Origin of the sequence: Pseudomonas sp. S30_BP2TU TE3576, assembly GCF_050436025.1 — a bacterium.
Taxonomy (GTDB): domain Bacteria; phylum Pseudomonadota; class Gammaproteobacteria; order Pseudomonadales; family Pseudomonadaceae; genus Aquipseudomonas.
Genome location: NZ_JBNDLK010000001.1, coordinates 3,498,611 through 3,525,569, shown reverse-complemented (window position 1 = coordinate 3,525,569; position 26,959 = coordinate 3,498,611). Strand labels below are relative to the sequence as shown.

At 60.7% G+C, this 26,959-nt stretch carries 24 protein-coding genes, 1 other RNA gene and 2 pseudogenes; 12 read left to right on the top strand and 15 right to left on the bottom strand.

What is annotated here, in order from left to right; genetic code table 11:
- Positions 1-16: 16 nt before the first annotated feature.
- From ABIA48_RS16015 to ABIA48_RS15995, 5 genes and pseudogenes are all read left to right on the top strand, one after another.
- Positions 17-1,801 (top strand): GspE/PulE family protein, encoded by a 1,785-nt coding sequence (locus ABIA48_RS16015; RefSeq protein WP_429489862.1) that lies wholly within the window; start codon positions 17-19, stop codon positions 1,799-1,801.
- 76 nt (positions 1,802-1,877) lie between these two features.
- Positions 1,878-2,589: pseudogene (locus tag ABIA48_RS16010) on the top strand (SPFH domain-containing protein); the annotation flags it as partial.
- An 86-nt stretch (positions 2,590-2,675) separates the two neighbouring features.
- The gene (locus ABIA48_RS16005) at positions 2,676-2,993 is read left to right on the top strand and encodes a DUF2388 domain-containing protein (RefSeq protein WP_429489860.1); all 318 of its coding nucleotides are present in this window, start codon (positions 2,676-2,678) and stop codon (positions 2,991-2,993) included.
- A gap of 156 nt (positions 2,994-3,149) precedes the next feature.
- Positions 3,150-3,296, top strand: a pseudogene (locus ABIA48_RS16000) (DUF2388 domain-containing protein); the annotation flags it as partial.
- A gap of 351 nt (positions 3,297-3,647) precedes the next feature.
- A complete protein-coding gene (locus tag ABIA48_RS15995; protein WP_429487394.1) occupies positions 3,648-4,565 on the top strand; it encodes an IS110 family transposase in 918 nt (305 codons plus the stop codon).
- Between the two features lie 55 nt (positions 4,566-4,620).
- Here ABIA48_RS15995 and gcvP read toward each other — a convergent pair whose 3' ends face one another.
- The gene (gene gcvP / locus ABIA48_RS15990) at positions 4,621-7,494 is read right to left on the bottom strand and encodes an aminomethyl-transferring glycine dehydrogenase (protein ID WP_429489858.1); all 2,874 of its coding nucleotides are present in this window, start codon (positions 7,492-7,494) and stop codon (positions 4,621-4,623) included.
- A 154-nt stretch (positions 7,495-7,648) separates the two neighbouring features.
- Between gcvP and ABIA48_RS15985 the strand changes: the two genes are divergently transcribed.
- Positions 7,649-8,791: a DegT/DnrJ/EryC1/StrS family aminotransferase gene (locus ABIA48_RS15985; RefSeq protein ID WP_429489856.1), complete on the top strand. Its 1,143-nt coding sequence runs from the start codon at positions 7,649-7,651 to the stop codon at positions 8,789-8,791.
- A 53-nt stretch (positions 8,792-8,844) separates the two neighbouring features.
- Here the strand turns inward: ABIA48_RS15985 and gcvH are convergent, their stop codons facing one another.
- The 8 genes from gcvH to ABIA48_RS15945 form a co-directional block, all read right to left on the bottom strand.
- Positions 8,845-9,228 (bottom strand): glycine cleavage system protein GcvH, encoded by a 384-nt coding sequence (gene gcvH, locus ABIA48_RS15980; protein ID WP_429489854.1) that lies wholly within the window; start codon positions 9,226-9,228, stop codon positions 8,845-8,847.
- Positions 9,229-9,277: 49 nt separating this feature from the next.
- The gene (gcvT, locus tag ABIA48_RS15975; RefSeq protein ID WP_429489852.1) at positions 9,278-10,360 is read right to left on the bottom strand and encodes a glycine cleavage system aminomethyltransferase GcvT; all 1,083 of its coding nucleotides are present in this window, start codon (positions 10,358-10,360) and stop codon (positions 9,278-9,280) included.
- A gap of 156 nt (positions 10,361-10,516) precedes the next feature.
- The gene (locus ABIA48_RS15970) at positions 10,517-12,133 is read right to left on the bottom strand and encodes an ABC transporter permease (RefSeq protein WP_429489850.1); all 1,617 of its coding nucleotides are present in this window, start codon (positions 12,131-12,133) and stop codon (positions 10,517-10,519) included.
- Positions 12,134-12,275: 142 nt separating this feature from the next.
- Positions 12,276-13,280, bottom strand: coding sequence for an extracellular solute-binding protein (locus ABIA48_RS15965; protein ID WP_429489848.1), 1,005 nt, complete (start codon positions 13,278-13,280; stop codon positions 12,276-12,278).
- Between the two features lie 229 nt (positions 13,281-13,509).
- Positions 13,510-14,727 (bottom strand): 2-octaprenyl-3-methyl-6-methoxy-1,4-benzoquinol hydroxylase, encoded by a 1,218-nt coding sequence (locus tag ABIA48_RS15960; RefSeq protein ID WP_429492875.1) that lies wholly within the window; start codon positions 14,725-14,727, stop codon positions 13,510-13,512.
- 156 nt (positions 14,728-14,883) lie between these two features.
- Positions 14,884-16,071, bottom strand: a complete 1,188-nt coding sequence (ubiH, locus tag ABIA48_RS15955) for a 2-octaprenyl-6-methoxyphenyl hydroxylase (protein WP_429489846.1) — start codon at positions 16,069-16,071, stop codon at positions 14,884-14,886.
- Complete coding sequence (gene pepP, locus ABIA48_RS15950) at positions 16,068-17,402, bottom strand: Xaa-Pro aminopeptidase (protein WP_007982913.1); 1,335 nt, start codon at positions 17,400-17,402, stop codon at positions 16,068-16,070. The genes ubiH and pepP overlap by 4 nt, the downstream gene beginning before the upstream one ends.
- Positions 17,403-17,429: 27 nt before the next feature.
- Complete coding sequence (locus tag ABIA48_RS15945; protein ID WP_429489843.1) at positions 17,430-17,987, bottom strand: YecA family protein; 558 nt, start codon at positions 17,985-17,987, stop codon at positions 17,430-17,432.
- A 195-nt stretch (positions 17,988-18,182) separates the two neighbouring features.
- On the opposite strand from ABIA48_RS15945, the gene ABIA48_RS15940 reads away from it, so the two are divergent.
- The 4 genes from ABIA48_RS15940 (at position 18,183) to ABIA48_RS15925 (ending at position 19,621) form a co-directional block, all read left to right on the top strand.
- Positions 18,183-18,392 (top strand): TIGR02449 family protein, encoded by a 210-nt coding sequence (locus ABIA48_RS15940; protein ID WP_007982902.1) that lies wholly within the window; start codon positions 18,183-18,185, stop codon positions 18,390-18,392.
- The gene (locus tag ABIA48_RS15935; RefSeq protein ID WP_008055229.1) at positions 18,389-18,706 is read left to right on the top strand and encodes a cell division protein ZapA; all 318 of its coding nucleotides are present in this window, start codon (positions 18,389-18,391) and stop codon (positions 18,704-18,706) included. Before ABIA48_RS15940 ends, ABIA48_RS15935 begins: the two co-directional genes overlap by 4 nt.
- Before the next feature lie 30 nt (positions 18,707-18,736).
- Positions 18,737-18,915: non-coding RNA, 6S RNA (gene ssrS / locus ABIA48_RS15930), on the top strand.
- Positions 18,916-19,015: 100 nt separating this feature from the next.
- Positions 19,016-19,621 (top strand): 5-formyltetrahydrofolate cyclo-ligase, encoded by a 606-nt coding sequence (locus tag ABIA48_RS15925; RefSeq protein ID WP_310055857.1) that lies wholly within the window; start codon positions 19,016-19,018, stop codon positions 19,619-19,621.
- Between the two features lie 35 nt (positions 19,622-19,656).
- On the opposite strand, the gene ABIA48_RS15920 is transcribed toward ABIA48_RS15925, so the two are convergent.
- The gene (locus ABIA48_RS15920) at positions 19,657-19,812 is read right to left on the bottom strand and encodes a hypothetical protein (protein WP_007982896.1); all 156 of its coding nucleotides are present in this window, start codon (positions 19,810-19,812) and stop codon (positions 19,657-19,659) included.
- 195 nt (positions 19,813-20,007) lie between these two features.
- Here ABIA48_RS15920 and ABIA48_RS15915 point away from each other — a divergent pair, with 195 nt between their 5' ends.
- Entirely contained in the window at positions 20,008-20,460 is a 453-nt protein-coding gene (locus tag ABIA48_RS15915) for an EVE domain-containing protein (RefSeq protein ID WP_204929643.1), read from the top strand.
- Positions 20,461-20,575: 115 nt separating this feature from the next.
- Here the strand turns inward: ABIA48_RS15915 and ABIA48_RS15910 are convergent, their stop codons facing one another.
- On the bottom strand, positions 20,576-20,983 hold the full coding sequence (locus ABIA48_RS15910) for a flagellar basal body-associated protein FliL (protein WP_007982893.1): 408 nt from the start codon (positions 20,981-20,983) through the stop codon (positions 20,576-20,578).
- A 150-nt stretch (positions 20,984-21,133) separates the two neighbouring features.
- On the opposite strand from ABIA48_RS15910, the gene ABIA48_RS15905 reads away from it, so the two are divergent.
- The gene (locus tag ABIA48_RS15905; RefSeq protein WP_429489839.1) at positions 21,134-22,111 is read left to right on the top strand and encodes an NADPH:quinone oxidoreductase family protein; all 978 of its coding nucleotides are present in this window, start codon (positions 21,134-21,136) and stop codon (positions 22,109-22,111) included.
- 56 nt (positions 22,112-22,167) lie between these two features.
- Here ABIA48_RS15905 and ABIA48_RS15900 read toward each other — a convergent pair whose 3' ends face one another.
- The 4 genes from ABIA48_RS15900 to rho all read right to left on the bottom strand — a co-directional run bounded on the left by ABIA48_RS15900 (position 22,168) and on the right by rho (position 26,876).
- Entirely contained in the window at positions 22,168-22,836 is a 669-nt protein-coding gene (locus ABIA48_RS15900) for a gamma-glutamylcyclotransferase (RefSeq protein ID WP_429489837.1), read from the bottom strand.
- 205 nt (positions 22,837-23,041) lie between these two features.
- Positions 23,042-24,010 (bottom strand): CDP-6-deoxy-delta-3,4-glucoseen reductase, encoded by a 969-nt coding sequence (locus ABIA48_RS15895; RefSeq protein ID WP_429489835.1) that lies wholly within the window; start codon positions 24,008-24,010, stop codon positions 23,042-23,044.
- Positions 24,010-25,476 (bottom strand): 4-hydroxy-3-polyprenylbenzoate decarboxylase, encoded by a 1,467-nt coding sequence (gene ubiD / locus ABIA48_RS15890; RefSeq protein WP_007982883.1) that lies wholly within the window; start codon positions 25,474-25,476, stop codon positions 24,010-24,012. Before ubiD ends, ABIA48_RS15895 begins: the two co-directional genes overlap by 1 nt.
- Before the next feature lie 140 nt (positions 25,477-25,616).
- Positions 25,617-26,876, bottom strand: a complete 1,260-nt coding sequence (rho, locus tag ABIA48_RS15885; protein WP_003206716.1) for a transcription termination factor Rho — start codon at positions 26,874-26,876, stop codon at positions 25,617-25,619.
- Positions 26,877-26,959 lie beyond the last annotated feature (83 nt).

Genomic DNA, 26,959 nt, shown 5'->3' with positions numbered 1-26,959 from the left:
TTCAATAGGAGCCCGCATGTCCGCACAACTCGCCCTTCAGGACCGCTGGCTGGATCTCAATGATGTGCTGCGCGAACTGGTCGCCCAGGGCTTTCTCAGCCAGGATTCGGCCGAACACGCGCTCAATGCCCGGCGCCGCAACGCCGCCCATGGCCAGATGCATCCGCTGGAGTTCATCGCCAGCCAACAGCTGGACGACCTCAGCCGTCCCGGCAAACAGCTGGACCTCGAAAGCCTGACGCTGTGGCTGTCCCGGCAGGCCGGCCAGCCTTACCTGCGCATCGACCCACTGAAAATCAACGTCGCGGCCGTAACACCGCTGATGTCCTATGCCTTCGCCCAGCGCCACAAAATCCTCGCGGTATCGATCGACCGTGATGCGGTGACCGTGGCCAGCGCCCAGCCCTATGTCAGCGGCTGGGAGGCTGACCTGACCCACGTGCTCAAATTGCCGGTCAAGCGCGTGGTGGCCAACCCCGTGGACATCCAGCGCTTCAGCGTCGAGTTCTTTCGCCTGGCCAAGTCGGTCACCGGGGCGAACAGCGCCGACCCGCAGGTCAGTACCCCGGGCAACTTCGAACAGTTGCTCAACCTCGGCGCCAGCGACCAGGAGCCGGACGCCAACGACGCACACATCGTCAACATCGTCGACTGGTTGTTCCAGTACGCGTTCCAGCAACGCGCCAGCGACATCCACATCGAACCCCGGCGCGAGCAAGGCACGGTGCGCTTTCGCATCGACGGCGTGCTGCACAACGTCTATCAATTCCCGCCCCAGGTCACCATGGCCATCGTCAGCCGCCTGAAAACCCTGGGGCGCATGAATGTCGCGGAGAAACGCAAACCCCAGGACGGCCGGGTGAAAACCAAGACCCCGGACGGCGGCGAAGTCGAACTGCGTTTGTCGACACTGCCAACAGCCTTCGGCGAAAAAATGGTCATGCGCATCTTCGACCCGGAAGTCCTGCTCAAGGACTTCGACCAGCTCGGGTTTTCCGTCGACGACCTGCGCCGCTGGCAGGACATGACCCGCCAGCCCCACGGCATCATCCTCGTCACCGGGCCGACGGGTTCGGGCAAGACCACCACCCTCTACACCACCCTGAAAAAACTGGCGACGCCGGAGGTCAACCTCTGCACCATCGAAGACCCGATTGAAATGGTCGAGCCGGCGTTCAACCAGATGCAGGTCCAGCACAACATCGACCTGACCTTCGCCGCCGGCGTGCGCGCACTGATGCGGCAAGACCCGGACATCATCATGATCGGCGAGATCCGCGACCTCGAAACCGCGGAGATGGCAATCCAGGCTGCGCTCACCGGGCATCTGGTGCTGTCGACCCTGCACACCAACGATGCGCCCGGCGCCATCAGCCGCCTGCTGGAGCTCGGCGTGCCGCACTACCTGATCAAGGCCACGGTGCTCGGCGTCATGGCCCAGCGCCTGGTGCGAACCCTGTGCCTGCACTGCAAGGCGCCACTGACGCTGAGCGAAGGTGACTGGCAAACCCTGACCCGGCCCTGGCAAGCACCCTTGCCGGGTAATGCCCAGCGCGCCACGGGTTGCCTGGAATGCCGTGACACCGGTTATCACGGTCGCGCCGGGGTCTACGAAATCATGCAACTGAGCGATGGCATCAAAGCGTTGATCAGTCCCGACACCGATCTGCTGGCCGTGCGGCGTCAGGCATTCAAGGAAGGCATGCGCAGCCTGCGCCTGTCCGGGGCGCAAAAAGTCGCCGCCGGGCTGACGACCATCGAGGAGGTTCTGCGAGTGACACCCCAGAGCGAGCAGAACTGAGCCCCGCTGTTCTTACCCGGGAGCGCTACACTCCAGCGAATGCACCTCCACAGATCCTCATCAACAAGGAATCGTTATGCAGATCGGTAGCGTGCTTTTGCTTTTTGTCGGCCTGGTGGTCGCCATTCTGTTCATGGGTTTCAAGGTCGTGCCCCAGGGCTTTGAATGGACCGTCGAGCGTTTCGGGCGCTACACCAACACACTCAAACCGGGGCTGAACGTCATCATTCCGGTCATGGACCGCATCGGGCGCAAGATGAATGTGATGGAAAGCGTGCTGGATATTCCGCCACAGGAAGTCATCACCGCCGACAACGCCACGGTGCAAATCGACGCCGTGTGCTTCTTCCAGGTGGTCAACACGGCCCAGGCTGCCTACGAGGTCAACAACCTCGAACACGCCATGGGGCATCAAGATCACCCGGATCGAGATCAAGGACATCAGCCCACCCGCCGACCTGATGGTGGCGATGTCAGGGCAGATGAAAGCCGAACGGATCAAGCGCGCACAGATCCTTGAGGCCGAAGGCCTGCGCGCCGCAGCGATCCTGACCGCCGAAGGCAAGAAGCAGGCACAGATCCTCGAAGCCGAAGGCAGTCGTCAGGCCGCCTTCCTGGAAGCCGAAGCCCGCGAGCGGCAAGCCGAGGCAGAAGCCCAGGCCACCAAAGTGGTGTCCGAAGCCATCGCCAGTGGCAACGTGCAAGCGGTCAATTACTTCGTGGCGCAGAAATACATCGATGCGCTGGGCAAGTTGTCTTCGGCCAACAACAGCAAAGTGATCCTGCTGGTCGAAACGGCGGAATCGGCGACCACGGAACTCGATTGGGGGTTGGCAATCCAACCGCGTAGTTAACCCAGTGGAGTCACCCTTTCATGCGTTTCAAACTTGCTGTCGCTACCGTCGCCCTGTTGTCTCTGCCTGTCGGTTCAGCGATGGCCGATACTTTTTGGCGTAACATTCTTACGTCCGGCGCAACCACCGGTTCGAGCTATCTGACGTCCAGGGATCACAAGCTGATCGTCGCGGCCCAGGACGACGCCAGCAGCTTCGTCGCCAGTGACGGCGGGATCCGCGGTCCGTACCTGGAAGCAGCCATGCACAAAGTCCGCACCGACAACCCGGGCCTGCAGGCCACGGACATGGAACTGGCGAACGCGATCCTGGCGAAGAATGCCGTGGCGTCTGAATAAGCGTTGCGAATGAAAAATGCCGCTCACATGAGCGGCATTTTTTTGCCCGACACAAAACCCTGTGGGAGCGGGCTTGCTCGCGAAAGCGGTGTGTCATTCAGCATAAATCTGGCTGACACGACGCCTTCGCGAGCAAGCCCGCTCCCACATTGGCGCAACTTCGTCGCCAGTGACGGCGGGATCCGCGGTCCGTACCTGGAAGCGGCCATGCAGAAAGTCCGCACCGACAACCCGGGCCTGCAGGCCACGGACATGGAACTGGCGAACGCGATCCTGGCGAAGAATGCCGTGGCTTCTGAATAAGCGTTGCGAATGAAAAATGCCGCTCACATGAGCGGCATTTTTTTGCCCGACACAAAACCCTGTGGGAGCGGGCTTGCTCGCGAAAGCGGTGTGTCATTCAGCATAAATCTGGCTGACACGACGCCTTCGCGAGCAAGCCCGCTTGTGTCTAGATCTAGGGATAAGCTCTGGGGTGAGAGAGGTGAATGGCAAGCTGTGAGTCCGCAGTGCTAAAAGCACGTGTGGGAGCCAAGCTGCCATCCACCTTTCCACTCTGGCCCATAAGCCCGAACAGTTGGACGAGCGCCACTCGAATCACAAGCGTGGGCAAGGCCAGAGCACTCTCACTCCTGAGTGTAAGAGGGTTTTGCCATGATTTCCTGGGTCGGCATCGATATCTCCAAATCAAACCTGGTTGTATGGGTTCAACCTCAGGGTGAAGGTTTTGACCTTCCCAATACGTCAGAAGGCTTTGTTGAGCTGATTGAGCGCCTGAGCCAGTACGAGGTTGACCGGGTTCTGCTGGAGGCCACCGGTGGTTACGAATGCAAGGTCATGGCGGCACTGCAGGGCGCCGACTTCAAAGTGCTTAGAATCAATCCCCGCCGGGCCAGAGCCTTCGCCGTGGCCATGGGCAAGAATGCCAAGACCGATCCCATCGACGCGGCCGTGCTGGCGGACTTCGCTGAAGTGCTGCATGCATCCCGCGACAAGATCATTTCGCCGGAACGTGAAGCACTGCGCGAGTTGATCCAGTTGCGCGAGCAGTTTGTTCAGCAACGAGACGACAACAAGCGCCGGCTTCAGCAAGTTCAGTTACCCGCTGTTAGCGAGGCGATCAAAGGCCTTGTTCACTACCTGCAAGTGCAAATCAAGCAGCTCGATAAAACCATCCATCAGAGCATGCATGAGCTGGATGCCGAAAAAGCCGAACGACTCATTTCCGTTAAAGGCATCGGTACGGTGGCCACAGCCAGCTTGCTGGTTTACCTGCCCGAATTGGGCGCGCTTGATCGTCGTGAAGTGGCGGCCTTGGCGGGAATTGCGCCGTACAACGACGACAGCGGCAATCACAGCGGAAAACGTCAAATCTACGGAGGCAGAGCCCGCGTCAGACGTGCGCTTTACATGTCTTGCTGGGTCGTAATCCGTCATCAGCCAAACTTCAAGGCACGCTATGACGCTCTTCGGGAGCGAGGCAAGAGCGCGAAAGTTGCGCTCATCGCCTGCATGCGGATCCTACTTATCCGGCTGAATGCCATGTTGAGGGACGGCACCGAATGGCGGTGACGAGCGGCAGGGGGAAGACAGTTGCTCCCACATTGGTTATGTGTTGCCTGGGGGGTCAGCGGTAATCATCGACCGGCACACATGCACAAAACAGGTTCCGGTCCCCATACACATTGTCCACCCGGTTCACCACCGGCCAGTATTTGTGAGCCTTGGTGTGCGCGTCCGGCGTGACCGCCTGGACGATGCTGTACGGCCGCTCCCACACGCCGGTGATATCGGCCAACGTATGCGGCGCACCTTTCAGCGGGTTTTCTTCAGCCGGCCAGTTACCGTTTTGCACCTCGTTGATTTCTGCGCGGATGCTCAGCATCGCCCCGATGAACCGGTCCAGCTCCGCCTTCGATTCACTTTCGGTCGGTTCGACCATCAGCGTCCCCGGTACGGGAAACGACATGGTCGGGGCATGGAAGCCGTAGTCCATCAGGCGCTTGGCCACGTCCTCCTCGGTAATGCCGGTCAACGCCTTGAGCGGTCGCAGGTCGAGGATGCATTCGTGCGCCACCCGCTCGTTGCGCCCGGTGTAGAGCACCGGGAAGGCACCGGACAAATGCCGCGCCAGGTAATTCGCGGCGAGGATCGCCACCTCGCTGGCGTCCGCCAGTTGCGGCCCCATCATCGCGATGTACATCCAGCTGATCGGCAAAATGCTTGCACTGCCCCAGGGCGCCGCGCTGACGGCGCCATTTTGCGGATGCGGCCCGTCGATCGGCACCACCGGATGGTTGGCCACAAACGGTGCCAAATGCGCCCGTACCCCGATCGGCCCCATGCCCGGCCCACCGCCACCATGGGGAATGCAGAAGGTCTTGTGCAGGTTCATGTGCGAGACATCGGCGCCAATATCGGCCGGCCGCGCCAGCCCGACCTGGGCGTTGAGGTTGGCGCCATCCATGTACACCTGACCGCCGTGATGGTGGATCACTTCACAGATTTCGCTGATGCCTTCCTCATACACCCCGTGGGTCGAAGGGTATGTCGCCATCAGGCAGGCGAGCTTGTCGGCGGCCTGCGCGGCTTTTTCCTTGAGGTCCTCCAGGTCGACGTTGCCCGCCTCGTCACACTCGACGATCACCACGCGCATCCCGGCCATTTGCGCCGACGCGGGATTGGTGCCGTGAGCCGACGAAGGAATCAGGCAAATATCGCGGCCGCCCTGTTGCCGACTCTCATGGTATTTGCGGATCGCCAGCAGCCCGGCGTATTCGCCCTGAGCACCGGAGTTGGGTTGCATGCAGATCGCATCGAAACCGGTGATCGCACACAGCCAGCGCTCAAGTTCTTCGATCATCAGCCCATAACCGGCAGCCTGTTCCCTGGGCGCGAACGGGTGCAGGTTGGCGAACTGCGGCCAGGTAATCGGGATCATCTCGCTGGTGGCGTTGAGCTTCATGGTGCAGGAGCCCAGCGGGATCATCGATTGATTGAGCGCCAGGTCCTTGTTTTCCAGTTGCTTGAGGTAGCGCAGCATCTCGGTTTCGCTGTGATGGGCGCTGAACACGGGATGGCGCAGATAAGGCGAAGTTCGCGCCAGCCCTTCGGGAATTCCGCCAGGCAAGACTTCGCCGTCCAGGTCCTCGACGCTGAGCCCGTGATCGGCCCCCAGAAACACATCGAACAGCTTCGCCACCGTGGTTTCGTCGCAGACCTCGTCGAGGCTCAAGCCCAGTTGTCCGCGCCCGAGAATGCGCAGGTTGACCTGCGCGGCCCGGGCACTTTCGATGATGGCGGTCTGGGCTCCGCCGACTTCCAGGGTCAGGGTGTCGAAGAAGTGCCGGTTGACCCGGGTGATACCGTTGCGCTCAAGCCCGGCGGCAAGGATGCAGGTCAGCCGATGAACCCGCTGGGCGATCCGCTTGAGCCCTTCCGGGCCGTGGTAGACCGCATAGAAACTGGCGATATTGGCCAGCAGCACCTGGGCCGTGCAGATGTTGGAGTTGGCCTTCTCCCGGCGGATATGTTGCTCGCGGGTTTGCAGGGCCATGCGCAGGGCGGTATTGCCCCGCGCGTCTTTCGAAACACCGATGATCCGCCCGGGAATCGCTCGCTTGTACTCATCGCGGCTGGCAAAAAATGCCGCATGCGGCCCGCCGTAGCCCATCGGCACGCCAAATCGCTGGGACGAGCCGAACACCACATCGGCGCCCAGTTCACCCGGCGGAGTCAGCAACAGCAGGCTCAGCAAATCCGTGGCAACACAGGCCAGGGCCTGTTGCGCGTGCAGGTGATCGATCAGCGGCCGCAGGTCGTGGATTTCGCCGTGGGTGTCAGGGTATTGCAGCAGCGCGCCGAACACCTGGTACTGCTTCAAGTTATCCACAGCATCGACGATCAGCTCGAAGCCGAAACCTTCGGCGCGGGTCTGCACCACGGAAATGGTTTGCGGGTGGCAGTTTTCGTCGACAAAGAACAGGTTGCTTTTGGACTTGGCGACCCGCTTGGCCAGGGCCATGGCTTCCGCCGCGGCGGTGGCTTCATCGAGCAGCGAGGCATTGGCCAGTTCCAGGCCGGTCAGGTCGATGGTCAGTTGCTGGAAGTTCAGCAGCGCTTCGAGCCGCCCTTGGGCGATCTCCGGTTGATAGGGTGTGTACGCGGTGTACCAACCGGGATTTTCCAGCACGTTACGCAAAATGACGGCCGGTGTGAGGGTGCCGTGGTAGCCCATGCCGATCAGGCTGGTCCAGACCTGATTCTGCTCGGCATAACCACGCAGCTTGGCCAGCGCGGCCTCTTCGTCGAGTGCCGGGGGCAGGTCCAGCGCCCGGTTGAGGCGAATGCCTGGAGGCACGGTTTGCTCAATCAATTCGACCCGGCTGCCGAGGCCGAGGCTATCGAGCATCGCCTGTTGCTCGGCGGCATCGGGTCCGAGATGGCGACGAAGAAAGGCATTGGAATCGCGTAACTGGCTCAGGGACGGCAACTGGGACATGACGGGCTCTCTCTTGACTGGCGCTCAGCGTCGATGCAACACGGTCAAACCAGCATAGCAGTCGATATCCGCATGGATGACGTGGCGCGCTCGACCAATCCGGATCATCATGTCCGGCGCCTCTCTAATGTCCGCTGATCGGGTGACTGTATCCATGAGCCAACTGCCTTTCCTGCCGTTTTCCAAACCCACCATCGATGAAGCCACGATCGCCGCCGTTGGCGACGTATTACGCTCGGGCTGGATTACCAGTGGCCCAAAAGTCCAGGCCTTCGAAGCGCAACTCTCGGAGTATTTTGGCGGGCGCCCGGTGCGCACCTTCAATTCCGGCACCTGCACCATGGAAATCGCCTTGCGTATTGCCGGGGTCGGGCCGGGCGATGAAGTGATCACCACGCCGATTTCCTGGGTGGCCACCGCCAACGTCATCCTGGAAGTCGGCGCCACCCCGGTGTTTGCCGACATCGACCCGGTGACCCGCAATATCGATCTCGATCAACTGGAAGCGGCGATTACCCCCCGCACCAAAGCCATCATCCCGGTGTACCTCGCCGGGCTGCCGGTGGACATGACGCGTTTGTACGCCCTGGCGAAAAAGCACGGCCTGCGGATTGTCGAAGATGCGGCCCAGGCATTGGGCTCCAGCTGGAACGGCCAGCGCATTGGCTCGACCGGTGATTTCGTGTCCTTCAGTTTCCAGGCGAACAAAAACGTCACCTCATCCGAGGGCGGTTGCCTGGTGCTGAACACGGCCGAAGAAGTACGACTGGCGGAGAAGTACCGGCTGCAGGGCGTGACCCGCAACGGCTTCGATGGCCTGGACGTCGACGTGCTGGGCGGCAAATTCAACATGACCGACGTCGCGGCGGCCATTGGCCTTGGGCAATTTGCTCATATCGAAGCCATCACCGCTCATCGCCGTGACCTCGCACGGCATTACTTCGCCTGCTTTGGCGAGGATTTCGAAGCGCAGTACGGGGCGCAATTGCCTCCGGCGAATTTCACCCAAAGCAACTGGCATTTGTTCCAGTTGGTACTACCGGAACGCAAAGATGGCAAACCGGCACGGGCGACGTTCATGGAGCAGATGCAGGCATTGGGTGTCGGGATCGGCTATCACTACCCGCCGATTCACCTGTTGAGCCTTTACCGCGAGCGCGGTTTCAAGGAGGGCATGTTCCCGGTCGCCGAGCGGGTCGGCCGGCTAATTGTCTCGCTGCCGATGTTCACGGCGATGAGCAAAGCAGATGTCGAGCGTTCGGTGGCGGCCGTGAAAGCGGTTTTGCGCGACGCCTGAGCCTGCAATGAAAAAGCCCCGACGGATCGGGGCTTTGGGATGTTGCATCAGGCTTATTCGCCGATGGCAGCCTTGTAACCGGCGGCGTCCAGCAGCTTGTCCAGATCGGCGGTGTTGCTTGGCTTGAGCTTGAAGATCCACGCGCCGTACGGGTCGCTGTTGAGCAGTTCCGGCGAAGCGCTCAGGTCTTCGTTGACCGCGATCACCTCACCGGCAATCGGGGAGTAGATATCAGAAGCGGCCTTGACCGATTCAACGACACCAGCCTGATCTTCAGCGGCAAACACGTTGCCGACTTCAGTCAGCTCGACGAACACCACATCGCCCAGCGCTTCCTGCGCGTGATCGCTGATGCCCACGGTGACGGTGCCATCGGCTTCCAGACGTGCCCATTCGTGACTTTCGGCAAAACGCAGTTCGGCAGGGATATCGCTCATGTTCTGTGTCCTCAGGAAAATAGTCGGCGGGCATACCCGCCAGAAAAGATTAGATCAAGGTTTTGCCGTGGCGTACGAAGGTCGGTTTGACCACCCGAACCGGGTACCACTTGCCACGGATTTCCACTTCAGCGCGGTCGGCAGTTGCCATCGGCACGCGCGCCAGTGCAATCGACTTGCTTAGCGTAGGAGAGAAACTACCACTGGTGATCTCCCCTTCGCCAACATCAGCGATACGAACCACCTGATGAGCACGCAAAACACCGCGCTCCTCAAGGACCAGACCGACCAGTTTGTGCTGTACGCCGGCGGCCTGCTCGGTTTCCAGCGCCTTGCGCCCGATGAACTGCCGGGTGGCAGGCTCCCAGGCGATGGTCCAGGCCATATTGGAGGCCAGCGGTGAAATATCCTGCTGGATGTCCTGACCGTAAAGGTTCATGCCGGCTTCGACCCGCAAGGTATCCCGCGCACCAAGACCGATGGGAGAAATCCCGGCACCGACCAGATCGTTGAAAAAGCCTGGTGCCTGATCGGCCGGCAGAATGATTTCCAGGCCGTCTTCGCCGGTATAACCGGTGCGTGCGATGAACCAGTCACCGTCGGGCAGGCCTTCGAAAGGCTTGAGGAGCTGGATCAGGTTGCTACGGGACTGGGTGACCAGTTCGGCAATTTTTTGCCGGGCGTGAGGGCCCTGGATGGCCAGCATCGCCAACTCGGAACGTTCGCGAAGTTGCACGTCGAAACCGTCGAGACGGGCTTGCATCCAGGCCATGTCCTGATCGCGGGTGGAGGCATTGACCACCAGGCGATAACCCTCATCGAGGCGGTAGACGATCATGTCGTCGACGATCCCGCCCTGCTCGTTGAGCATGGCGCTGTACAACGCACGGCCAGGGCTGTGCAGGCGTTTGACGTCATTGGCCAGCAAATGCTGAAGCCAGGCTTTGGCCTGGGAGCCACAGACATCGATTACGGTCATGTGGGATACATCGAAGACACCGCAATCGCGACGCACCTGATGGTGTTCCTCGACCTGCGATCCATAATGCAGAGGCATGTCCCAACCGCCAAAATCGACCATCTTTGCGCCGAGCGCGAGATGAAGGTCATACAGAGGCGTACGCTGTCCCATGGGTTTCTCCTTCCGGGCGTGGCGAAGGTGCGGACAAGCGCTGCACGGACTGAATGCCTTGAAACAAAAGGCCTTTAGCCGATTTCAGCCACCTGGTCTGTCAGACGGACCGCACCGAATGCCGCGCATTGTAGCCGCAAGGTGTAGGACTGACACCTAGCTGTTTCGATGTGCCGAGCGCCGGATCAATCCGATGACCGGCAACAGCCCGACCAGCACCAGGGTCAATGCCGGTAAAGACGCCCTCGCCCATTCGCCTTCGCTGGTCATTTCAAAGATCCGCACTGCCAGTGTGTCCCAGCCAAACGGGCGCATCAGCAGGGTCGCGGGCATTTCCTTGAGCACGTCGACGAACACCAGTAGCGCAGCACTCAACGTGCCGGGCAACAACAATGGTAGATACACTTTGAAAAACAGTCGTGGCCCACTGACGCCCAGGCTACGTGCCGCTTCGGGCAAAGATGGCCGTATACGCGCCAGGCTGTTTTCCAGTGGCCCGTAGGCCACCGCAATGAAGCGCACCAGATACGCCAGCAGCAACGCCGCCAGACTACCGAGCAGTAGCGGTTTGCCCGTGCCCCCGAGCCAGCTCGAGAGCGGGATGACCAGTTCACGATCCAGGTAACTGAACGCCAGCATGATCGACACTGCCAGCACCGAGCCCGGCAAGGCGTAACCGAGGTTGGCCAGGCTGACCCCGGCGCGAATGACGCGAGTGGGCGCCAGTCGTCGGGCAAACGCCAATAACAAGGCGACGCTTACCGTGATCAACGCCGCCATCGCCCCCAGGTACAAGGTATGGGCGATCAGCCCGGCGTAACGTTCGTCGAGATCGAAGCGCCCACGCTGCCAGAACCACACCAACAGTTGCAGCATTGGAATGACAAAGGCGCAGGCAAACACCAGCCCGCACCATGTCATGGCTGCCAGCGCCTTGACGCCTCGCAGGTGATACAGCGCCTTGACCCGTGGTCGCTCGTTGCCCGCCCGGTTGGCCCCGCGAGCACGCCGCTCGCCGTACAGCACAAGCATCACCACCAGCAGTAACAGGCTGGCCAGTTGCGCAGCGGAGGACAGGCTGAAAAAACCGTACCAGGTCTTGTAGATAGCCGTGGTGAAGGTATCGAAGTTGAACACCGACACTGCGCCGAAATCCGCCAGGGTTTCCATCAGCGCCAATGCCACGCCCGCTCCAATGGCTGGCCGCGCCATGGGCAGCGCTACCCGCCAGAACGCTTGCCAGGGCGATTGGCCAAGGACCCGTGCCGCTTCCATCAGGCCTTTGCCCTGGGCCAGGAAGGCCGTACGGGCCAACAAGTACACATAGGGATAGAAAACCAGCACCAGCACCAGAATCACCCCGCCCGTGGAGCGCACGCGCGGCAGCCGCAGACCACTACCGAACCACTCGCGCAGCAGGGTTTGCACGGGCCCGGCGAAATCCAGCAGGCCGACAAACACGAACGCCAGCACATAAGCCGGAATCGCGAAGGGCAGCATCAATGCCCAGTCCAGCCAGCGTCTGCCGGGAAATTCGCAAAGGCTGGTCAGCCAGGCAAGGCTGACACCCAGGACTGTCACGCCGACACCGACGCCTAGCACCAGGGTCAGGGTATTGCCCAGCAAACGCGGCATCTGTGTGTCCCATAGATGGGACCAGATCTGTTGATCGATGGTTTGCCAGGAAAGCAGCAGGACGCTCAGGGGCAACAGGACCAGCGCAGCGATGGCGAAGACGACGGGATACCAGCGGCGTTGGGCGGGGTGGGCCAAGGAAAAGCTCTCTGGATAAATCAACGAAATGTACGTGAAACGCGAAAAGATCGCAGCCTTCGGCAGCTCCTACAGTGGGTTGGTGATCACCCTGTAGGAGCTGCCGAAGGCTGCGATCTTTTGCTCTTTAGACCAGCATGTGTCAGTTCCAGCCAGCCTTGTCCATCAGACGAATCGCCTCAGCCTGGCGCTTGCCAGCGATTTCCACAGGCAAGGTATCCGCGATGAACTTGCCCCATGCGGCGACTTCAGCCGATGGCTGCACGGCCTGGTTCGCCGGGAACTCCTGGTTCACGTCGGCAAAGATCTTCTGCGCTTCAGGGGTGGTCATCCACTCCACCAGGGCCTTGGCCGCTTCCGGGTGTGGCGCGTGTTGGGTCAGGCCGATGCCCGACAGGTTGACGTGTACGCCACGGTCAGCCTGGTTCGGCCAGAACAATTTCACCGGCAGGTCTGGCTTCTGCTTGTGCAGGCGGCCGTAGTAGTAGGTGTTGACGATACCGACGTCGCACTGGCCGGCATTGATCGCTTCCAGCACGGCGGTGTCGTCGGAGAACACGTCAGTGGACAGGTTCTTGACCCAGCCCTTGAGGATTTCCTCGGTCTTGTCGGCGCCGTGCACTTCGATCATGGTCGCGGTCAGGGACTGGTTATAGACCTTCTTCGCCGTGCGCAGGCACAGGCGGCCTTCCCACTGCTTGTCGGCCAGCGCTTCGTAGGTGGTCAACTCACCTGACTTCACCCGATCAGTGGAGTAGGCGATGGTCCGCGCCCGCAGGCTCAGGCCGGTCCAGGCATGAGAGGCTGCCCGGTATTGCAGCGGAATGTTGGCGTCGATGGTTTTCGAGGTGAACGGCTGGAGGATGCCCATCTGCTCGGCTTGCCAGAGGTTGCCGGCATCGACGGTGAGCAGCAGGTCGGCCGGCGTATTCGCGCCCTCGGCCTTGAGCCGCTGCATCAGCGGCGCTTCCTTGTCGGTGATGAACTTCACCTTCACGCCGGTCTTGGCGGTGTAGGCATCGAATACTGGCTTGATCAGTTCGTCGATACGCGAGGAGTAGACCACCACCTCGTCAGCAGCCTGGGCGGCGGTACTGCCGATCAGGGTCAGGGCCAGTGCAGTCAGTAGACGCTTCGGTGCCAACATGGGAGCGGTCTCTCGATTGAAAAATGAGGGCAAATGATAAGGACTCACATTTAGCTTCTCAATCGAACCCGTTCGCGGAGGAGTTACCAGATGTTGCTTGAGCTGGAATATAAGGTGACCGAGCTGCCGCCATCGCGAGCAAGCTCGCTCCCACAGGTTTTTTGGCGTTAACAAAACCAATGTGGGAGCGAGCTTGCTCGCGATGGGGCCATAAGCCTCAACGAAAATCTCAGGGCTTGGCGAGTGCCGGCAAATCCCCGGTCAACCCCAGCGCTTCACGCACGAACAACGCCTTGGCTTCGGGCATTTTCTCAAGCACTTTCAACCCGGTGTTACGCAACCAGCGCACCGGCAACGGATCCGCCTGGAACAACCGCTCGAAGCCTTCCATCGCCGCCATCAGCGCCAGGTTGTGGGGCATGCGCCGACGCTCGTAGCGGCTGAGGACTTTCACATCCGCCAGGCGTTCGCCACGGGTTGCCGCTTGCAGCAACACTTCAGCCAGTACGGCGGCATCCAGGAATCCGAGGTTCACACCCTGCCCGGCCAACGGGTGAATGGTGTGGGCGGCGTCGCCGATCAATGCCAGGCCTTCAGCCACATATCGCTTGGCATGCCGCTGGCGCAGGGGCACACACAGGCGCGGGTCGGCGCTCAGCACTTCGCCGAGCCGACCTTCGAAGGCCCGCTCCAGCTCCTTGCAGAAGCCTTGTTCATCCATCGCCATGAGACGTTCGGCTTCGCCGGGCGTGGTCGACCAGACGATCGAACACCAATCCTGTTGTCCGTCGCGCTCAAGTGGCAGAAACGCCAGCGGACCATTGTCGGTAAAGCGCTGCCAGGCTGTCATCTGATGCGATTTGGCACAACGCACGCTGGTGACGATGGCATGGTGCAGATAATCCCATTCGCGGGTCGCGACCCCGGCCAGGCGCCGCACTGCCGAGTTGGCGCCATCCGCCGCGATCACCAGCGGTGCGCGCAGGGTGCGGCCATCGGCCAGGGTCAGCAGCCAGTCATCGCCGGAGCGGCGCATCTGTTCCAGCCGTGCATTGGCCAGCAACCCCAGGTCACAGTCGTGCAAGCGGTCAAGCAAGGCATCCTGGACCACTCGGTTTTCGACGATATGCCCCAGCACCTCGGCGTGCACGCTGGCCGCCGAGAAGTGGATTTGCCCGGTGCCGCTGCCATCCCAGACCTGCATGTCGGTGTAGGGGCTGCTGCGCCGTCCGGCGATGCCGTCCCAGACGCCAAGGCGTTCGAGAATCCGCTGGCTGGCAGCCGACAAGGCGCTCACGCGAGGCTCAAACGCGGCCTGTGCGTCGAAGGGTTTGACACTCATGGGGCTGCCGTCCAGCAGCAGGACTTCCAGCCCGCTGTTCTGCAACGCCAGCGCCAGGGCGCTGCCGACCATTCCGGCTCCGACAATCAGCAGATCTGCACGCATTTCCATGCTTTAAGCCTGTCTCTCTTGCGGCTTGAGCCGCACGTAAAGGGTTATCCCGACCCGCGCCAAGGTGGCCGGCGCCGTCATGAATGTCGACCTGCAATTGCGGCAGGTATTTTTATCAATCGCGCCTTGCCGAACCCGCGGATCAACCAGTTACGCATCTGGACGGGTACCCAGGCCCATCGCCTGCCGGGCAAACCAGCGTTTGGCCGGTGGCAACAGATCGAGCCCGAGCAAGCCGATGTTGCGCCCCAGGGACACCAGCGGCTGGGTACTGCCGAACAGGCGCGTGACCTGATCGGAGAAGCCCACGGTAAGGTTCTGATCGAGACGCTGGCGTTCGCGATAGGCTTGCAACGTGGCGAAATCGCCCAAGGGCTTTTCGCTGGCGAGCAAGGCATCGGCCAGGGCCTGGGCATCGCGCAGGGACAGGTTGAACCCTTGGCCCGCGATCGGATGCAGGCTGTGTGCCGCGTTGCCGAGGACCGCCAGATGCGGACGTACCTGTTCCTCGGCCTCCACCAGCGTCAGCGGATACAGATGCCGCGCACCGACCTGTTTCAACGTGCCGAGGCGATAACCGAACACACCCTGCAACTCGCTGAGGAAGCTGCGCTCATCGAGGGCCGCCAGGCGTTGCGCGTCCATGCCCAGGCGGGTCCAGACCAGCGCGCAGCGGTTTTCCGGCAGCGGCAGCAACGCCATCGGGCCTTCGTCGGTGAAACGTTCGAAGGCCATCCCGTTATGAGATTCACTTGGGGTGATGTTGGCGATCAGCGCGCTCTGGTTGTACGGACGCTTGCGGATGCCGATCCCCAGTTGCTCACGCAGGCCGGAACGACCGCCATCGGCGAGTACCGCAAGATCGCACTCCAGGGTGGTTTCATCGTTGAGGGTCAGGCAGTAACCATCGGTCAGCGGCTCCATGCGGGTGACTTCCGCCGGGCAGCGCCAACTGATCACGTCCTTGTCCAGGCCTTGCCACAGGCATTGGCCGAGCCAGGCGTTTTCAACGACATAACCCAGCGCTGGAACACCCTCTTCCATCGCCGACAATCGGGCGGTGGAGAAGCGCCCACGGTCGGAAACATGAATCTGCTTGATCGGCTCGGCGCGGCGGGAGACTGCCTGCCAGACGCCTAGCCGTTGATAAATCTGCCGCGAGCCAAAGGACAACGCCGAAGAGCGGGCATCGTAACTCGGTTGATACGTATCGCCAGGGGCGAACGGCTCGATCAACACGATCTTCCAGCCTCGGGCCTTGGCGCCGGCCTGCAAGGCCAGTGCCAGGCTCGCACCAACGAGGCCGCCACCGATGATTGCCAGATTGACTCGACTCATGCCGCTTGTGTCCGCGCGGCGGCCATCAGAGCCTCGATCTCGGCGACGGTTTTCGGCACGCCGCCCGTCAATATTTCACAGCCGGTTTTGGTGACCACTACGTCGTCCTCGATGCGCACGCCAATGCCGCGCCATTTCTTCGCCACGTTCTGGTTGTCCGGGGCGATGTAGATCCCCGGCTCCACGGTCAGCGCCATGCCGACTTCCAGCACGCGCCACTCGCCGCCGACCTTGTACTCGCCGACGTCATGCACATCCATGCCCAGCCAGTGACCGGCGCGGTGCATGTAAAACGCTTTGTAGGCTTCGCTGGCGATCAGTTCGTCAACGTCGCCCTGGAGCAGCCCGAGCTTGACCAGCCCGGCCGTTATGACCCGGACCGTCGCTTCATGCGCCTGGTTCCAGTTTTTGTTCGGGGCGATTTCGGCAAAGGCGGCCTCCTGGGAAGCCAGCACCAATTCGTAAATCGCTTTCTGTTCCGCTGAATACTTGCCGCTGACCGGAAAGGTCCGGGTGATGTCGCTGGCGTAGCAGTCGATCTCGCAACCGGCGTCGATCAGCACCAGGTCACCGTCCTTGAGTGTCGCGTCATTCTGCTGGTAATGCAGGATGCAACTGTTGCGCCCCGCCGCGACGATCGACCCGTAGGCCGGCATCTTCGCCCCACCCTTGCGGAACTCGTAATCGAGCTCGGCTTCCAGGCTGAATTCGTGCAACCCGGCGCGACAGGCTTGCATCGCCCGCACATGCGCCCGGGCGGAAATCCGCGCCGCCTCGCGCATCACCTTCACTTCTGCCGCCGATTTATACAGGCGCATGTCGTGAAGCAGATGATCCAGGGCAACGAATTCGTTCGGCGGCTGGGCACCGAGGTTGGCCTTGGAGCGGATCACGTTGATCCACTCCATCAGGTGGCGGTCGAATTCGGGGTTGCTGCCCATGGCCGAATACACCCGGTCACGGCCTTCGATCAAGCCCGGCAGGATGTCGTCGATATCGGTGATCGGAAAGGCGTCGTCAGCACCGAAGTCGCGGATCGCGCCTTCTTGCCCGGCACGCAGGCCATCCCACAGCTCGCGCTCGGCATTGCGCTCGCGGCAGAACAGAATGTATTCCCCATGCACTCGGCCCGGTATCAACACCAGTACGGCCTGGGGCTCGGGAAAACCACTGAGGTACTGGAAGTCGCTGTCCTGACGGTAAACGTGCTCGACGTCGCGGTTACGAATGGCCACCGCGGCGGCGGGCAGGATGGCGATGCTGTTGGGTTCCATCTGCGCCATCAGGGCCTTGCGGCGACGGCTGTATTCCGATTTCGGGATATGGATCATGGGCAGATGGCGTTCCCTGGCAAACGATTAGTGCAGAGACGGTTTGGCGGCGGCCGGCACGTCTTTTTTGGTCTCGGAGAACAGCAACAGCGGTGCGACGCGCAGGTACTCCATGACTTCCATATAGTCGTTTTCACCGTCGTCGGACTCTTCCAGCGCGTCTTGCACCTGGGAAATGGCCGCCAGGTCCTGCAGCACTTCGGTGGCCTCGGTGCTCAAGGCGCTGCTGTCACGGCAGTTCAGACCGAAACCGCTGAGGAAACCCTGGCACCATTGGCCCAGTGCAGCGGCGCGATCGGCCAGCGGCGCGTCGTCGGTCGGCAGCAACAGCACGACGGTCACGTCATCGCCGGTGAGCTCGCCTTTTACCATCTCTTGCAGGCCGATCAGGGCGCTGCGAACATTGTCCTGTGGCTCGTTTTCGAGCAGTTCGGCGGCATCGATCAGCCAGCCTTCGGCATCGAAACCGGCGCCGGCGCAGCTGCGGCCGAGCAGCAGGCCGTGCAGTTCGGCAGGCGAGACATTGTGACCACTGGAAGTCAGCAGGGTGGCGAAGGCTTGGTACGGGGAATTCTGAATGGTCATGGGCAGCTAGGCGCCAGACGGCGCTATGTCTAGAATGAAGGCCTTGTATCCTACATCGACTACCCCTGTAGGAGCGAGCTTGCTCGCGATGGTCGCCAACGATAACGCTGGGTACCTGACACTCCGCGGCGTTCTCGGGTTCATCGCGAGCAAGCTCGCTCCTACAGTCCGCCCCCCCATCAGACAGTGAACACAATGGAAGACACCGATCTGCAAGCGCTGATGGCCAGACTCGAACTACTGATTACCCGAGTCGAGCAACTTAAGAGTCAAAATGGACTCTTACTAGCTCAGGAAAAGACCTGGCGCGAGGAACGCGCGCACCTCATTGAAAAAAACGAAATCGCCCGGCGTAAGGTCGAATCGATGATTTCGCGCCTCAAGGCCCTGGAGCAAGACTCATGAGTTCAAGCAATAGCGTCACCGTGCAGATCCTCGACAAAGAGTATTCGATCATCTGTCCTCAGGAAGAGCGCAGCAACCTGGTCAGCGCCGCCCGTTATCTGGACGGCAAGATGCGCGAGATCCGCAGCAGCGGCAAAGTCATTGGCGCCGACCGCATCGCCGTGATGGCTGCGCTGAACATCACCCATGACCTGCTGCACAAGGAAGAGCGCCCGGATATCCAGGCCAGCGGCTCGACCCGCGAACAGGTGCGCGACCTGCTCGATCGCGTCGACCTGGTGCTCGCCACTGATCCGGACGTCACCAAAGGCTGATTCACGTCGCTGCTTGCGGTATACTGCCTTCACTCCCTGGGGTGCTTGCCAGTTGGCGATGTCCCTGAGCCGATTTGCTATACCCTGGAAGTTGCACGTTGGGCTGGTGTGCATGTCCGCTAGACGGAAAGCCTTAAAGCTTACTGCATCTTCCACCTTGAACTTTCGGGTTCAAGGGCTAAGTCGACAGCGACACATTCGGGGAGCCTGATTCCAGTCCGATGCCGGTTTAAATACCGGCATCGGCGTTTTTATAGATCCGCTTTTTACAGTTACGCTTCATGTACCTGACCAGCGAAGCCCGAATCCATGACCGAACCTGCGCTGCTTCCCCGTCCGCAACTTCGACGCATGCTGCGCAAGGCCCGCCGCGCCCTGACACCCAGTCAGCAGCGCCGGGCTGCCCGCGGGCTGTACAAGCAATTGGCCCAGCAACCGCTGTTCCGCCGCGCCAAGCACATCTCGCTCTACCTGCCGACCGACGGTGAAATCGATCCCCGCCTGTTGCTGCGTGCCGCGCAACGCCGGGGCAAGGCCACCTATCTACCGGTGCTGAGTGCCTGGCCGCGAACCAAAATGGTGTTCCAGCGCATCCGGCCCGGAGAGAAACTCAAACCCAACCGCTTCCGTATTCTTGAACCACGGGCAAACATCGCACGGCAGCGCAAGATCTGGGCGCTGGATCTGGTGCTGTTGCCATTGGTGGGTTTTGACGATGTTGGCGGACGCCTGGGGATGGGGGGTGGCTTCTACGATCGGAGCCTGGCCTACCTGGCGCGACGAAACGGCTGGCGCAAGCCGACGCTGTTGGGGCTGGCCCATGAATGTCAGAAAGTGGGGCGATTGGCTCAGGCGAGCTGGGATGTGCCGCTGCAAGGAACGGTGACGGACAAGGCCTGGTATTACGCAGGTTAGGCGCCACTTCGATCAGCGGCGCCGAAACAACAGGATCAGCGCTTGAAGGCTGTCGACTGTTGCTGCAATTGCGCGAGCTCGACCGGCGCATCGGTCTTGTTGGCCCACAGGCTTTGGGCATAGCCAGTGGTCACGACGCCAAGGCCAAATAAAATGACCAGAATCCATAGTAAATCCGGTTTGCGTTTCATCGATTGCCCCCCAAAGGCATATCAACACGATGACAGCAGCGGTTTCCGTTTGTTGGCCGTGCAGCAGCGTCAAGCTTTAAAGGCCGGCATTTTGCGACAACGTGAACCGCTGCGCAAATGCTGACGTCAACCGACTGTCGGTTTGTCATAAAATTGCCGACAAGCTGCTCAATCACCACGCAAGGAGCAAAAGACATGGCCTATTGGCTGATGAAATCCGAGCCCGACGAGCTCTCGATCAAGGGGCTGGAGAAGCTCGGCAAAGCGCGCTGGGACGGGGTTCGCAACTATCAGGCACGCAATTTCCTGCGGGCCATGGCAGTGGGGGATGAGTTCTTTTTCTATCATTCCAGCTGCCCTGAGCCGGGCATCGCCGGAATCGGCAGGATTGTCGAAGCCGCGTATCCGGACCCGACGGCACTGGAGCCGCAGAGCCATTATTTTGACCCGAAGGCCACCCCGGACAAAAACGCCTGGAGTGCGATCGATGTCGCGCATGTCGAAACGTTTGCCCGGGTGCTGAAACTGGATTACCTGAAGCAGCAGACTGCACTGGCCGAGATGCCGCTGGTGCAGAAAGGCTCGCGGCTTTCGGTGATGCCGGTGACGCCGGAGCAGTGGGCGACGGTGATCGCCTTAAAGCCTTGAGTGATTTATCGCCTGGGCTGGCCTCTTCGCGAGCAAGCCCGCTCCCACATTGGAATGCATTTCAAATGTGGGAGCGGGCTTGCTCGCGAAGAGGCCGGTACAGGCGCTAGAAGACTTATTGAATAATCAGGTTGTTGAACAACAGATCCTCAATCACCGGCTTGCCGGTTTCATCGTTCATCACCTGCTGGGTCTGTTTCAGGGCTTCCTGACGCAGCTTTTCCTTGGCCTCGACGTTGTTCATCGTCTCGGTGGTCTGCTGGGCGAACAGCGCGACCAGTTGATTGCGAATCAACGGTTCATTGGCCTTCACTGCCTTGGCAGCTTCGTCACCGGTCACCCGCAATGCCACATCAGCCTTGTAGACTTTGAGTTTCGGCGTGCCGTCCAGCCCGTAGTTACCCACGAACGGCGGGCTCAGGGTGATGTAGCTGACCTTCGGTGCTGCATCTTCTTTGGCTTCTTCGGCCACCGCTGCCACAGGCAGAGACAGGGCCAGCAACAACATGATCCACGCTTTCACAATTCGCTCCTTATCCGGTTTGCGGCCTAGCATAACGACCCGCCACACAAGCACAAGCTTATGGCTGGCTATCAGGGCCGGGCATGCTCGTTGACCCATCGACCCACACACCTACACTTATCGGCCATCACTCCCAAAGGAATAGCCCTGATGAAAGCCGTGCTGTGCAAAGCCTTCGGCCCTGCCGAATCGCTGGTGCTGGAAGACGTCGCCAATCCTGTCGCGAAGAAGAATGAAATCCTGCTGGAGGTGCACGCCGCCGGGGTGAATTTCCCCGACACGCTGATCATCGAGGGCAAATACCAGTTCAAGCCGCCCTTCCCGTTTTCTCCGGGTGGCGAAGCGGCCGGCGTGGTCAGCGCCGTGGGCGAGAAGGTCGGCCACTTGAAAGTCGGTGACCGGGTCATGGCCCTGACCGGCTGGGGCAGTTTTGCCGAACAGGTCGCCGTGCCGGGCTACAACGTGTTGCCGATCCCGCCGTCCATGGACTTCAACACCGCCGCCGCCTTCAGCATGACCTACGGCACCTCGATGCACGCCCTCAAGCAGCGCGGCAACCTGCAACCGGGTGAAACCCTGCTGGTCCTCGGCGCCTCCGGCGGTGTCGGCCTGGCCGCGGTGGAAATCGGCAAGGCCATGGGCGCCCGGGTCATCGCCGCGGCCAGCAGCGCAGAGAAACTCGCCGTGGCCAAGGCCGCCGGTGCCGATGAACTGATCAACTACAGCGAAACCAGCCTCAAGGACGAAATCAAACGCCTGACCGACGGCCAGGGCGCCGACGTAATCTACGACCCGGTCGGCGGCGACCTGTTCGACCAGGCCATCCGCGCCATTGCCTGGAATGGCCGCCTGCTGGTGGTCGGCTTCGCCAGCGGCCGCATCCCCGAACTGCCGGTGAACCTCGCGCTACTCAAGGGCGCCGCAGTACTCGGCGTGTTCTGGGGCTCGTTTGCCCAACGCCAGCCGCAGGACAATGCTGCGAACTTCCAGCAATTGTTTGGCTGGTTCGCTGAAGGCAAGCTGAAGCCGCTAGTGTCGCAGGTGTATCCATTGAGCAATGCGGCACAAGCCATCAATGATCTTGGCCAGCGTAAAGCGGTCGGGAAAGTGGTGGTGCAGGTTCGCTGAGCCGAGAGAGATTTCAGCTCGGATGAATAGCACTGCGGCACAAACCAAGTCGCCTGTCAGGGCCGTGAAACAGTTGCCTGGTCGGACTTGGATTTGCAGCGCTTGAGCCGCGCCTCCAGATTCCGGTCTGGCATGGCGTGGCTACGCAGGGCGTGCGCGGTCTGCTCGACATAATCGCGAGTGGTGCCGTAACGCCCGCAAGCGTTTTCGAACACATGGCTCAGTACGTGGTCCGGCAGGTTGCCAGCATAACTGGGCAGGTGCCGCTCCAGCACAAAACCCAAGGCCTGAACCTGGCTGCCATCTTCGAGTCGGCAGTTAAGCCAGTGCGGGCGGTAGGAAGGAAATGGCATCTCGCGTTGCCAAAGTGCGTACAGCGACGCTTCGAGTTGCTCTTCGGGCAAGCGATAGGCGAAACCGCTGCAAGAGCCACCGCGATCCAGGCCGAACACCAGGCCGGGCATTTCCGGCGTGCCACGATGCTCGTGGGACCACAGGTACAACCCGCGATGGTAACCATGCACCCGGCCGCGAACCCGCTCGACCGCCGTGCATTCAGGCCGCCAGATCAGCGACCCATAGGCGAACAGCCACACCGGCCCACCTTTGTGACGGGCCATGGTCGACTGCATCGAGCTGAGTAATTGTTCGTGTGTGAGCTGCGGCCCCAGATCGAGCCGCGGAGGGTAAGCCAGGTTCAAAAAAGCAGATTCGATGGCGCTCATGGCGAATAGCGTTCAGCTCCCCGCGGGTGAAGAATTACTTAATAGAACGCACCGCTGTAACAATAAGGCACATCAGTTTTAAGGCAATTTGAATGCCATGACACTGTTCTTAATTAATTGCCTGAATGGAATATAACCTACCGGCATTTATATGTTTTTATAAATACCGATAGGCTATATAGAGAGTTATAAACCTGTAGGAGCGTCAGGATCTAGGTGCGTAGGCAAATACGTCGGCGCGCATCTGATGGGCGTCCATTCCCGCCTCTACCAGCGCATCCAGCGTGCCGTAGACCATGGCCGGAGAACCGCTGGCATAAACGTGCAGCGGCTTGAGATCAGGGAAATCTTCACACACCGCTTCATGCAACATGCCGCAACGCCCCCCCCAGCCACACTGATCGCTGACGACCTTGTGCAGGAACAGGTTGGGCAATTTCAGCCATTCGTTCCAATGTTCGACTTGATAAAAGTCTTCTGGACGACGCACGCCCCAATACAAATGCACCGGATGCTTGAAACCCGTGGCCCGGCAATGTTCGATCAGGCCGTGAATCTGGCCCATGCCAGTGCCGGCGGCGATCAGCACGAGAGGACCGTCCGGCAACTCTTCCAGGTGGGTATCGCCAAATGGCAACTCGACCCGCACCATGCTGTTGCGCTGGAGCTGCTCGATCAGGCTCAGCGCACTGGATTCGCGCGCCAGTATGTGGATTTCCAGGTCGCGCCCCGCATGCGGTGCCGAGGCGAGGGAGAAGGCGGACTTTTCGCCGTTCTCGCGTTCGATCATCAGGTACTGGCCGGCGTGGTAGCGCGGCGGTTTGCCCGCCGGAGCCCGCAGACGCACGCGCCAGGTATCGCCGCCCACGTCCTTGCACTCAATGACCTGACACGACACGCTGCGCACCGGCAGTTCTCCCAAGGCGAGCACGCCATCCCACAGCACGATGCAGTCTTCCAGCGGCTCCGCTATGCAAGTGTAGAACTCGCCATGGTCACGCACATTGCCGGCCTGCTCGACCCGGCCTTCCACCAGCAGCGCCGCGCACACGTGGCAATTACCATTGCGGCAGCTTTGCGGGCATTCGTAGCCCAAACGCCGTGCGCCATCGAGAATCCGCTCGCCGGGCAATATCTCAAGCACTGCTCCGGAGGGCTGCAAGGTTACACGCATCAATCTATTCCTAACTGATTCCAGATGGCATCGATCCGCTGGGTCACGGCATCGTCCTTGACGATGACCCGCCCCCACTCACGGGTGGTTTCGCCCGGCCATTTATGCGTGGCATCGAGGCCCATTTTCGAACCCAGGCCGGACACCGGCGAAGCGAAGTCCAGGTAGTCGATCGGCGTGTTGTCGATCATCACCGTGTCGCGCTTGGGGTCCATGCGCGTGGTGATGGCCCAGATCACGTCGTTCCAGTCCCGGGCGTTGATATCGTCGTCGGTGACAATAACGAACTTGGTGTACATGAACTGTCGCAAAAACGACCAGACACCCAGCATTACCCGCTTGGCGTGGCCCGGGTACGACTTTTTCATGGTCACGATGGCCATGCGGTACGAGCAACCTTCGGGCGGCAGGTAGAAATCGGTGATCTCCGGGAACTGCTTCTGCAGGATCGGCACGAACACTTCGTTCAACGCCACGCCGAGGATCGCCGGCTCATCCGGTGGACGGCCGGTGTAGGTGCTGTGGTAGATCGGTTTGATCCGGTGGGTGATGCGCTCGACGGTGAATACCGGGAAGCTGTCGACTTCGTTGTAGTAACCGGTGTGGTCACCGTACGGACCTTCATCGGCCATCTCGCCCGGGTGGATCACGCCTTCGAGGATGATTTCGGCGGTGGCCGGCACTTGCAGGTCGTTGCCGCGGCACTTCACCAGTTCGGTGCGGTTACCGCGCAGCAGACCGGCGAAAGCGTATTCGGAAAGGCTGTCGGGCACCGGCGTCACGGCACCGAGAATGGTCGCCGGGTCAGCGCCCAACGCGACCGATACCGGGAACGGTTGGCCGGGATGTTTTTCGCACCACTCGCGAAAATCCAGCGCGCCGCCGCGATGGCTCAGCCAGCGCATGATGACCTTGTTGCGGCCGATCACTTGCTGACGATAGATACCGAGGTTCTGGCGATCCTTGTTCGGGCCCTTGGTGACGGTCAGACCCCAGGTGATCAGCGGACCGACGTCGCCCGGCCAGCAGGTCTGCACCGGCAGCATGGCCAGGTCGACGTCGTCGCCTTCGATGACCACTTCCTGGCACACGGCATCCTTGACGACCTTGGGCGCCATCGAAATGATCTTGCGGAAGATCGGCAGCTTGGACCAGGCATCTTTCAGGCCCTTCGGCGGCTCGGGTTCCTTGAGGAACGCCAGCAATTTGCCAATCTCGCGCAGCTCGCTGACCGCTTCCGCGCCCATGCCCAGTGCTACGCGCTCAGGCGTACCGAACAGGTTGCCGAGCACCGGAATGTCATAACCCGTGGGCTTTTCGAAAAGCAGGGCCGGGCCTTTGGCGCGCAAGGTGCGATCGCAAACCTCGGTCATTTCCAGCACTGGGGACACCGGAACCTGGATGCGCTTGAGTTCACCGCGCTGTTCCAGGCCGCTGATAAAGTCGCGCAAGTCGCGATACTGCATGCGTGAGCCTCGTTTTGGCCGTGGCGTTCGGGGCAGGCAGTTTAGCGCCGAAGCCCTCCATTCAGAACCACGAACTGGCGTTTGATCAAAAATCAGATAGCAAAAAGCCGGGTTTCCCCGGCTTTTTGTGTCTGCTCGACTTACTTGCGCTTCATCGACAGGAAGAACTCATCGTTGGTCTTGGTCGTTTTCAGCTTGTCGACCAGGAACTCGATGGCAGCCACTTCGTCCATCGGGTGCAGCAGCTTGCGCAGAATCCACATGCGCTGCAACTCGTCGTCGGCGGTCAGCAACTCTTCGCGGCGGGTGCCGGAACGGTTGATGTTGATAGCCGGGAAGACACGCTTTTCAGCGATACGGCGATCCAGCGGCAGTTCCATGTTGCCGGTGCCTTTGAATTCCTCGTAGATCACTTCGTCCATCTTCGAGCCGGTTTCAACCAGCGCGGTGGCGATGATGGTCAGCGAACCGCCTTCTTCGATGTTTCGCGCGGCGCCGAAGAAACGCTTCGGTTTCTCCAGGGCGTGGGCATCGACACCACCGGTCAATACCTTGCCGGAGCTTGGGATCACGGTGTTGTAGGCACGGGCCAGACGGGTGATGGAGTCGAGCAGGATCACCACGTCCTTCTTGTGCTCGACCAGGCGCTTGGCCTTCTCGATCACCATTTCGGCAACCTGCACGTGGCGGGTTGGCGGCTCGTCGAACGTCGAGGCAACCACTTCGCCGCGCACGGTGCGCTGCATTTCGGTTACTTCTTCCGGACGTTCGTCGATCAGCAGCACGATCAGATGAACTTCAGGGTTGTTACGTGCGATGTTCGCGGCAATGTTCTGCAGCATGATCGTCTTGCCCGCTTTCGGCGGAGCAACGATCAGACCGCGCTGGCCTTTGCCGATCGGGGCGCACAGGTCGATGACACGACCGGTCAGGTCTTCGGTGGAACCGTTACCGGCTTCCATCTTCATGCGCACGGTCGGGAACAGCGGGGTCAGGTTCTCGAAGAGAATCTTGTTTTTCGCGTTTTCCGGACGGTCGAAGTTGATGGTGTCGACCTTGAGCAGCGCGAAATAACGCTCGCCTTCCTTTGGAGGGCGGATCTTGCCAACGATGGTGTCACCGGTGCGCAAGTTGAAACGACGGATCTGGCTCGGCGAGACGTAGATATCGTCTGGACCGGCGAGATAGGAAGCGTCAGCGGAGCGCAGGAAGCCGAAGCCGTCCTGGAGAATCTCCAGCACGCCATCACCGGAGATTTCCTCACCGCTTTTCGCGTGCTTCTTGAGCAGGGAGAAAATCACGTCCTGCTTGCGCGAACGGGCCATATTTTCTATGCCCATCTGTTCGGCCAATTCGAGCAGTTCGGTAATCGGCTTTTGCTTGAGTTCAGTCAGATTCATATAGGAATGACGTAATCATTTATGGAGGGGGGAAATTAAGCTTTTGGCTTAATGAGGCCGCGCCGCGGAGAAGGCGACAGGAT

Bases quoted from the DNA above. Each gene is read 5' to 3' on its own strand.
- ABIA48_RS15935 (WP_008055229.1), top strand. From the start codon at position 18,389: ATGAGTTCAAGCAATAGCGTCACCGTGCAGATCCTCGACAAAGAGTAT.
- ubiH (WP_429489846.1), bottom strand. From the start codon at position 16,071: ATGAGTCGAGTCAATCTGGCAATCATCGGTGGCGGCCTCGTTGGTGCG.
- ABIA48_RS15905 (WP_429489839.1), top strand. From the start codon at position 21,134: ATGAAAGCCGTGCTGTGCAAAGCCTTCGGCCCTGCCGAATCGCTGGTG.
- gcvT (WP_429489852.1), bottom strand. From the start codon at position 10,360: ATGGGACAGCGTACGCCTCTGTATGACCTTCATCTCGCGCTCGGCGCA.
- gcvH (WP_429489854.1), bottom strand. From the start codon at position 9,228: ATGAGCGATATCCCTGCCGAACTGCGTTTTGCCGAAAGTCACGAATGG.
- ABIA48_RS15925 (WP_310055857.1), top strand. From the start codon at position 19,016: ATGACCGAACCTGCGCTGCTTCCCCGTCCGCAACTTCGACGCATGCTG.
- ABIA48_RS15960 (WP_429492875.1), bottom strand. From the start codon at position 14,727: ATGCGTGCAGATCTGCTGATTGTCGGAGCCGGAATGGTCGGCAGCGCC.
- ABIA48_RS15900 (WP_429489837.1), bottom strand. From the start codon at position 22,836: ATGAGCGCCATCGAATCTGCTTTTTTGAACCTGGCTTACCCTCCGCGG.
- gcvP (WP_429489858.1), bottom strand. From the start codon at position 7,494: ATGTCCCAGTTGCCGTCCCTGAGCCAGTTACGCGATTCCAATGCCTTT.
- rho (WP_003206716.1), bottom strand. From the start codon at position 26,876: ATGAATCTGACTGAACTCAAGCAAAAGCCGATTACCGAACTGCTCGAA.
- ABIA48_RS15895 (WP_429489835.1), bottom strand. From the start codon at position 24,010: ATGCGTGTAACCTTGCAGCCCTCCGGAGCAGTGCTTGAGATATTGCCC.
- ubiD (WP_007982883.1), bottom strand. From the start codon at position 25,476: ATGCAGTATCGCGACTTGCGCGACTTTATCAGCGGCCTGGAACAGCGC.
- ABIA48_RS16005 (WP_429489860.1), top strand. From the start codon at position 2,676: ATGCGTTTCAAACTTGCTGTCGCTACCGTCGCCCTGTTGTCTCTGCCT.
- ABIA48_RS15920 (WP_007982896.1), bottom strand. From the start codon at position 19,812: ATGAAACGCAAACCGGATTTACTATGGATTCTGGTCATTTTATTTGGC.
- ABIA48_RS15965 (WP_429489848.1), bottom strand. From the start codon at position 13,280: ATGTTGGCACCGAAGCGTCTACTGACTGCACTGGCCCTGACCCTGATC.
- ABIA48_RS15995 (WP_429487394.1), top strand. From the start codon at position 3,648: ATGATTTCCTGGGTCGGCATCGATATCTCCAAATCAAACCTGGTTGTA.
- ABIA48_RS15915 (WP_204929643.1), top strand. From the start codon at position 20,008: ATGGCCTATTGGCTGATGAAATCCGAGCCCGACGAGCTCTCGATCAAG.
- ABIA48_RS15940 (WP_007982902.1), top strand. From the start codon at position 18,183: ATGGAAGACACCGATCTGCAAGCGCTGATGGCCAGACTCGAACTACTG.
- ABIA48_RS16015 (WP_429489862.1), top strand. From the start codon at position 17: ATGTCCGCACAACTCGCCCTTCAGGACCGCTGGCTGGATCTCAATGAT.
- ABIA48_RS15985 (WP_429489856.1), top strand. From the start codon at position 7,649: ATGAGCCAACTGCCTTTCCTGCCGTTTTCCAAACCCACCATCGATGAA.
- ABIA48_RS15945 (WP_429489843.1), bottom strand. From the start codon at position 17,987: ATGACCATTCAGAATTCCCCGTACCAAGCCTTCGCCACCCTGCTGACT.
- pepP (WP_007982913.1), bottom strand. From the start codon at position 17,402: ATGATCCATATCCCGAAATCGGAATACAGCCGTCGCCGCAAGGCCCTG.